Origin of the sequence: Moorena sp. SIO4E2 (genome assembly GCF_010671945.1) — a bacterium.
Taxonomy (GTDB): domain Bacteria; phylum Cyanobacteriota; class Cyanobacteriia; order Cyanobacteriales; family Coleofasciculaceae; genus Moorena; species Moorena producens.
Genome location: NZ_JAAHIE010000336.1, coordinates 1,138 through 8,250 on the forward strand (window position 1 = coordinate 1,138; position 7,113 = coordinate 8,250).

6 protein-coding genes are annotated in these 7,113 nt (G+C 45.9%); 2 read left to right on the plus strand and 4 right to left on the minus strand.

Translation table 11 applies throughout. From position 1 onward, the window contains the following. Positions 1–604 precede the first annotated feature (604 nt). The 3 genes from F6K37_RS26190 to F6K37_RS26200 all read right to left on the minus strand — a co-directional run bounded on the left by F6K37_RS26190 (position 605) and on the right by F6K37_RS26200 (position 3,410). Positions 605–733: a hypothetical protein gene (locus F6K37_RS26190; RefSeq protein ID WP_287253235.1), complete on the minus strand. Its 129-nt coding sequence runs from the start codon at positions 731–733 to the stop codon at positions 605–607. Further along, a complete protein-coding gene (locus F6K37_RS26195; protein ID WP_287253237.1) occupies positions 723–2,747 on the minus strand; it encodes a mechanosensitive ion channel domain-containing protein in 2,025 nt (674 codons plus the stop codon). Before F6K37_RS26195 ends, F6K37_RS26190 begins: the two co-directional genes overlap by 11 nt. Positions 2,748–2,825: 78 nt before the next feature. After that, complete coding sequence (locus F6K37_RS26200; protein ID WP_008179504.1) at positions 2,826–3,410, minus strand: FHA domain-containing protein; 585 nt, start codon at positions 3,408–3,410, stop codon at positions 2,826–2,828. 435 nt (positions 3,411–3,845) lie between these two features. Between F6K37_RS26200 and F6K37_RS26205 the strand changes: the two genes are divergently transcribed. After that, on the plus strand, positions 3,846–4,763 hold the full coding sequence (locus F6K37_RS26205; protein ID WP_008179497.1) for a branched-chain amino acid transaminase: 918 nt from the start codon (positions 3,846–3,848) through the stop codon (positions 4,761–4,763). Positions 4,764–4,813: 50 nt separating this feature from the next. Here F6K37_RS26205 and F6K37_RS26210 read toward each other — a convergent pair whose 3' ends face one another. After that, positions 4,814–4,990 (minus strand): hypothetical protein, encoded by a 177-nt coding sequence (locus F6K37_RS26210; RefSeq protein WP_287253241.1) that lies wholly within the window; start codon positions 4,988–4,990, stop codon positions 4,814–4,816. Between the two features lie 2 nt (positions 4,991–4,992). Between F6K37_RS26210 and F6K37_RS26215 the strand changes: the two genes are divergently transcribed. Next, the gene (locus F6K37_RS26215) at positions 4,993–6,837 is read left to right on the plus strand and encodes a tetratricopeptide repeat protein (RefSeq protein ID WP_008179495.1); all 1,845 of its coding nucleotides are present in this window, start codon (positions 4,993–4,995) and stop codon (positions 6,835–6,837) included. Positions 6,838–7,113: the final 276 nt, after the last annotated feature.

Sequence of the window (7,113 nt, forward strand, 5' to 3'; positions counted from 1 at the left end):
TAATTTAAGTATTCAGCGGTCAGCGGTCAGCAGTCAGCGGTCAGCGGTCAGCCTTCAGCGGTCAGCCTTCAGTGGTCAGTGGTCAGTGGTCAGTGGTCAGTGGTCAGCCGTTGGCCTTTGCCTGTAAGTTAAAAGCTAATAGCACCTCAAGTAGCGTGCGCGTAGCGCTAATCGCTGATAGCTAATAGCACCTCAAGTAGCGTGCGCGTAGCGCTAATCGCTGAATGCTGATAGCTGATAGCTGATAGCTGATAGCTGATAGCTGAAAGCGCTAATCGCTGAATGCTGATAACTGGTGTTGATACTCGCGATTCTTTAGTATGTTATTGAAATTAATTTAAGTATTCAGCGGTCAGCGGTCAGCAGTCAGCGGTCAGCGGTCAGCCTTCAGCGGTCAGCCTTCAGTGGTCAGTGGTCAGTGGTCAGTGGTCAGTGGTCAGCCGTTGGCCTTTGCCTGTAAGTTAAAAGCTAATAGCACCTCAAGTAGCGTGCGCGTAGCGCTAATCGCTGATAGCTAATAGCACCTCAAGTAGCGTGCGCGTAGCGCTAATCGCTGAATGCTGATAGCTGAATGCTGATAGCTGATAGCTGATAGCTGAAAGCGCTAATCGCTGAATGCTGATAACTGAAAGCTGAAAGCTGATAGCTGAATGCTGAAAGCTGATAGCTGAAAGCTGATAGCTGATAGCTGAAAGCTGATAGCTGATAGCTGATAGCTGACCTTAATTCTCATCTAGATAAAAACGGTAAAACAAATAATCATCTCGGAAAGGATGATCATCTGCAACATGATGAATAATACCTCGATTAATCAGTATCTGTCCAACAGTCACTGCGTCTTCCCGAGTAGAATTACACCGTTTTACCAACCAATCTACGGCTTCTGACCCCACAAAACAGCATCCATAGCTATTGAGACGATAGCGACGGTCTTTAATTTCCAACCCTCCTGGTTGACGCATTTCCTCGACCAAGGTTTCAATGTCCAGTGTTACCATATCCTCTTGCAAAGGAGCGGTAGGGTAAGAGTCTAGATCTACCTCATCCATCGGCTCTAGGAAACCTGAAACTAAGGAATCCTGGGTGGGCGGCTCAGACTGATACCCATTAGGAATATAGAGTTGGTTTTCTGGCGGTTTTGGCTGACGCTCCCCCAGCCAAGCCATGAGCAATTTCTCTAACTGAGGCGATCGCACATGGAGGTCCCGTTGAGGAAATGGTATATGGATATCATAGCGACGCAGACTTTTCTCAATCCGGTAGTTGAGGTCACTCTTGATTTTAGGCTGTCGCTTGGGGTCTCCAGTCCAGACCAACAGCTCAAACTTGAGGGAACTCTCACCAAATTCCTGAAACCAAACTTGGGGATAGGGCCTCAGTAACACTTCCGGGTGACTCTTGGCAGCTGCCAAGAGTGCCTTCTTGACCTGCTCCACATCAGAGCCATAAGCCACTCCTACTGGAATCTTGAGCCGGGAAATCGGGTTACCGTGACTCCAGTTAATTACCTCAGTTTCTAAAAAGCGGGCATTGGGCACAATTATTGTCACTTTATCCAAGGTGCAAATTTCTGTACTGCGGGAACCAATTCGCTGCACAGTTCCCACCAAATCGTTTACCTTAATAAAATCCCCCAGTTGAATCGGTCGCTCTAGGGTGATAATTAAGCCACTGATAAAGTTGTTAGCAATATTTTGCACACCAAAGCCAATCCCCACCCCTAAGACACTAGCAAAAATGGTTAGGGAACTCAAATCCAACCCAGAACTTTGGAGTATGATAATCATGCCCAAAAACGTCAGGACATACTGGGTCAGGAGAGCAATCACGTCTTGCACCCCTGAATCAGCGCCAGTTTTACCCAAGATGTAATGCCTGAATAGCCTGGTGAGGGCACTAACCCCAAACCATAGCACAACGGTTAATACCACCAACAGCAGCACTTGGATCGCAGAATATTTGCTTTCTCCCGGACCAATTACAGGAGACTTGAGGAAGTTTAACAGTTCATAACGCCAACTGCGAACTTGGGGAAATAGATCACTAATAGTTAAGATAACTGTAGTCCACAGGATAACCTGTAAACCTAACAGGGCTGCCCCGAGAAATAATTTGGCTGGGTCGTGCCAAGGGAAAAAAGGAGAAGCGGGATTCCCTAGCCAGGAGGTCAGTTTCCGCAAGGCAAATTGCCTGAACAAGCGTAACAGCAAGTACAACAGGATTAACAACACCAGCACTATGCTTGTAAACCTTACTGCCTGACGACTATAATCTGGCATGCGCTGTTGTTTGCCCTGCCGGATTGCCCTTTCAATCAGCTTCTCCCATTTCTCGGCTTGCTCAAGAGGATCAGTATCAGGAATTTGATCTGCCTTGGTAATCGTGACTATAATGCGCTCGGTAAACTTGGTACGAAGAATCCCCTCGTTTTGCCCGACATATTCAATGTCCACATATTCAGGTTTTTGTAGAGATTTCACCTCCTTTGCTAACCGCTGATTGATCAGCTCGGCTCGCTCAGTAGCGCTAAAGTTGCCAGCGTTGCCCACTTGAAACAACTCAATACCATCCACCACCACAGGAGCTTTCTCCTTACCATTTGCCAAGAATTCCTGTGCTAAGGTAGAGGCTGGTAATAGGGTGAGCAGTAGGGTAAGTACACCTAGCAACACCAATCCCAAGCAACGCCGAAGCCTAGCTCTTGGGAAAGGGTTAATGGAAAATCGAACATTTAGAAGAGATTCCATAGGTTACGTTCTATTTAGCTCTCATTTTCCATAACTATTGAATCTCATGGCTAAAGTTGAGGTAACTAGTTGAGGTAACTAACTGTTGTGGACTACCCGTTCTAAATTTGTAGAGGAATCGTTTTTCTCATCTTGCATTCCCGGTTTTAACCCCTCCAGCAGACCGCTGACCACGAACCAAGTGCCGACTCCCATTATTAACAGTACCACTAAGCCAATCAACCAAACCACAGGTTTATTCTTGGGCAGAGAGTTGGTGACACTTTTCTCACCTAATAGACTCGTCTGGTCAAAGTTCTGTGCAGTGGCGTTGAGATCATTTTCCCGTTTCAAGGTCGCTGTAATTTTGTACGGACCAATCCGCAGGGTGTCCTTGCTTGAGAAAGGTTGAATACCAGAGCGAATCTTCCGCCCGTTAATAAACGTACCGTTGGCGCTGCGGTCAGTAATATAGAGTTGGGTATTAGCCACTGTGATCAGGGCGTGATACCGGGAAATTTCCTTGTCAAGAAGTACCAGATGAGACACAGATTGACCTGCTAAGTGTTCTGGCAAATGGTCATTTTCTCGACCAACAGCAATTGGCGGTCTCAGAACAGGTTTCTTTAACTCGCCCGTTTCTGGGTCTTCCCAGGTCAATTGAATATAAATCGGTTCAGCCAAGATTTCACTCCTTGTAACTGGAACATCGTGGATCAGTGCGGGTGCATCTCATCTTTGAAAATGTTCTGTAGGGTGCGTTAGGGGAGCTCGCCCTAATTTTCAGCCTCAACGCCCGGGTTAGGTTGCTGCCCGTAACGCACCATCGGGTCAAACAACAAAAGTGAGATGCACCTATCAGTGCTGAGTAGGTCAGTGGTGAGTGCTGAGTTTTGCTTAGCACATGAAAAAGTTTTTGTCAACCATACCCACCGATGCTCAGGGGATGATAACAAGGGTGAAAATTAGATAGGGTGTCCGGTGTAGGGTTTTGGGTAGGTCGTGGGGAGGAGCCAGTTCCTCCTGACGGGGTGACAAGAAGGCTAAACCCCATTGAGACCATGCTGTCAGCATCTCGTTAAACTGAGATAAATTAATCTTGAAGCACTGATTTTAACTATGCCTGATTTTTTGCCCATTGCTTACTTTCAGAACAAGTTTGTCCCTTTCGCTGACGCCAAAATTTCCATTGCTACCCATGCCTTGCACTACGGCACGGGAGCTTTTGGCGGATTACGCTGTCTCCCTGACCCAGAAAACCCACAGCAATGTTTACTGTTTCGGTTAGACCGCCATTGCCAACGCCTAAGTAATAGTGCCCGGTTATTACACTACAATTTACCTCCTGATAAAATCGAGACTATTATCGTTGAGTTTATCAAACAAAATAAACCAACTACATCGTTTTATATCCGCCCTTTTGTCTATACCTCAGATTTAGGAATTTCCCCGAGACTGCATAATATTGAAAAAGACTTTTTTGTTTATGGATTAGAATTAGGAGATTATTTATCTCCTGAGGGAGTTAGCTGTCGGATTAGTTCATGGTATCGACAACAAGACCAAAGTTTACCCTTGAGAGGTAAAATTAGTGGAGCTTATATTACCTCTTCCTTGGCGAAAAGCGAAGCAGTAGAGTCTGGCTTTGATGAAGCCATTATGATGAATTCTGAGGGAAAAGTATCGGAAGCTTCTGGGATGAATATCTTTCTGGTCAGAAATGGGCAGTTGATTACCCCTGGATTCGACCAGGATATCCTGGAAGGAATTACTCGGGATAGTATTCTAACCCTTGCTAAAGACATGGGCTTGCCAACTAGACAACGACCAGTGGATAAATCAGAACTATTTATTGCCGATGAAGTATTTCTGAGTGGAACAGCGGCAAAGATCACTCCAGTTAAACGAATCGAAAACTATCACTTATCTCCAAACAGACCAATAACTGAAAAGCTCAAGGATACCCTAGCAGCAATTACCGAAAATCGGGAACCAAAATACAAAGACTGGGTGTATACGGTTAAAATTAATAAATGAACTAAACGTCAGCATTCAGCCGTCAGCGGTCAGTCGTCAGCTTATTTTATTCAAAAGCACCGATCTAGTAGCGTGGCACAGGCTTCGACGCTGGGACTTTCCCCGTAGCGCATTAGCTGATAGCTGATAGCTGATAGCTGATTGCTTAAAATTAAAATTAAACTCCGGCTTATTGAACCTGTAAACCTGTAGCGACTTCTGGGATAGCGAGTAGAATCAAACCTCAACCATGAACAATCAACCGATAAATTCCGCAAACCCCTTAGGCGGTCGCTACAAAATCATCAGCAAGCTGGGAGCAGGTGGCTTTGGTCAAACGTTTCTGGCACAGGACTTGCACTTGCCAGGAACTCCCCAATGTGTGATTAAACAGCTAAAACCCCAGGTGACGGATCCTGAGTGTTTGGAAATTTCCAAACGCCTATTTGAGCGAGAAGCCCAAGTCCTCTACCAGCTGGGTAACCACGATCAGATTCCCCAGTTGCTGGCGCACTTTGAGGAAAATCACGAGTTTTATCTGGCGCAAGAATTTATTGATGGACAACCCCTCAACCAAGAAATCAGTCAGCCTTGGGAATCAAATCGAGTTATTGCTCTGTTGCAAGACATTCTACAAGTCCTAGTATTTGTCCATGAGCAACGTGTGATCCATCGTGATATCAAACCCCCAAACCTAATCCGCCGCCGCAAGGATGGTAGAGTTGTCATGATTGATTTTGGGGCAGTTAAGCAAGCTAGCACCCAGATTATCGATCCCGAAACCGGGCAAACCAAAACCATTGCTATTGGCAGTCATGGCTACACCCCCAAAGAACAGTTCGGTGGCAATCCCCGTTTTAGCAGCGATATCTATGCGGTGGGTATGGTAGGTATCCAGGCATTAACCGGAATTCATCCCAAGTTCCTGAAAGAAAACTCCGAAACAGGGGAAATCAACTGGCGCGATCGCGTCCAAGTTAACATCCAAGTTAACTCAGAATTAGCGGATATCCTGGACTGTATGGTGCGCTATGATTTCCGTGACCGCTATCCGACCGCAGTAGAAGCGTTGGCAGCAGTTCAGAGGCTAACTGCTGCACCAACAATAGCTATGTCTGCTACAGTTCCGGAAGAGACTGTTTCTGTTTCAGCAACATCAGCACAAACCCAGGCCAGATCAGAGATCATCCCAAGATGGTTAATGAAGCCTTGGTTGATGATTACTGTGTTAGCAGGGATGGGTATCAGTATTGCTGTGATCGGTACTAAGACTTTTCTAGTTCCCAAACCTGTCACTCAAACTGACAACATTAGCGATACCGTTGCGGAAACCTCGACCACCACCTCTGAGTCAAAACCTGCAACTCCAGCCGTAGTTAGCAACACCCCTGAAATTACTACTACCAGCTCAGTCCAAAAAACTATTCCCGAATCGGATACCGAATCAGCTGCAAAATCGGCATCCGACCCGGAAACACAACCAAAGGAAACACAACCAACTGCAACAGAATTAAACAGCCAAGGGGATAGCTTGCGGCAAGCAGGAAAGTACCAGCAAGCACTGATGACTTACGAAAAAGCGATTGGCCTATGGCCACGCTACGCGAACGCAAAGGACTCAAATTTAGCAGAAGCTCATTGGGGTCGTTGCTATAGCTTGAATTCCTTGGGCCGTACTCAAGAAGGACTGGCTGCCTGCGATCAAGCCCTTGCCCTTAAACCTGACTACCCCGAAGCATTGTGGAGTAAAGGTGCAGCTATCGAATCCCAAAATACCCCAACCGCCATAACTCTAGCGCTAACTTTATACGAGAAAGCGATCGCAATCAAGCCCGATTTTGCTGACGCCTGGATTAACCGAGGAGTAGCCCTCCATAAACTCGGTCGCTACAGGGAGGCCATAGAAGCATATAATCGGGCAATTAAACTCAATCCTAATTCTGCGGATGCTTGGAGTAATAAAGGGGCAGCCTTATGGGCCAAACGTGAATACGATCAAGCGATCGATTCGATGGAAAAAGCACTTCAAATCCAGCCGAATCACCCCAATGCTAAGAATCTGCGTCAGCAGGCAAGGGAAAAATTAGGCCGTTGATCACTCGGTAAAAATAAATATTCGATAAAGATCAGAGATTTATTTAAATATCTGATAAAGATTTTGGGTTTTGGTCCTAGAAACTGGAAAATCCTCTACTATTAGTTTTAATTACTTTTAATTGCTATTAAGCATTAGACCGGATAGCCCTAGGGATTAAATAGGAAAACCTAACACTTTAGCAAAGGGAACAGCGGATCACCGGAACAGGGAGTAGGGAATATGGCATCAAAATTATCTCAATTCCTACACGGATTGCTATTTCCCCTAATGCTC

Bases quoted from the DNA above. Each gene is read 5' to 3' on its own strand.
- F6K37_RS26190 (WP_287253235.1), bottom strand. From the start codon at position 733: ATGAGAATTAAGGTCAGCTATCAGCTATCAGCTATCAGCTTTCAGCTA.
- F6K37_RS26195 (WP_287253237.1), bottom strand. From the start codon at position 2,747: ATGGAATCTCTTCTAAATGTTCGATTTTCCATTAACCCTTTCCCAAGA.
- F6K37_RS26205 (WP_008179497.1), top strand. From the start codon at position 3,846: ATGCCTGATTTTTTGCCCATTGCTTACTTTCAGAACAAGTTTGTCCCT.
- F6K37_RS26215 (WP_008179495.1), top strand. From the start codon at position 4,993: ATGAACAATCAACCGATAAATTCCGCAAACCCCTTAGGCGGTCGCTAC.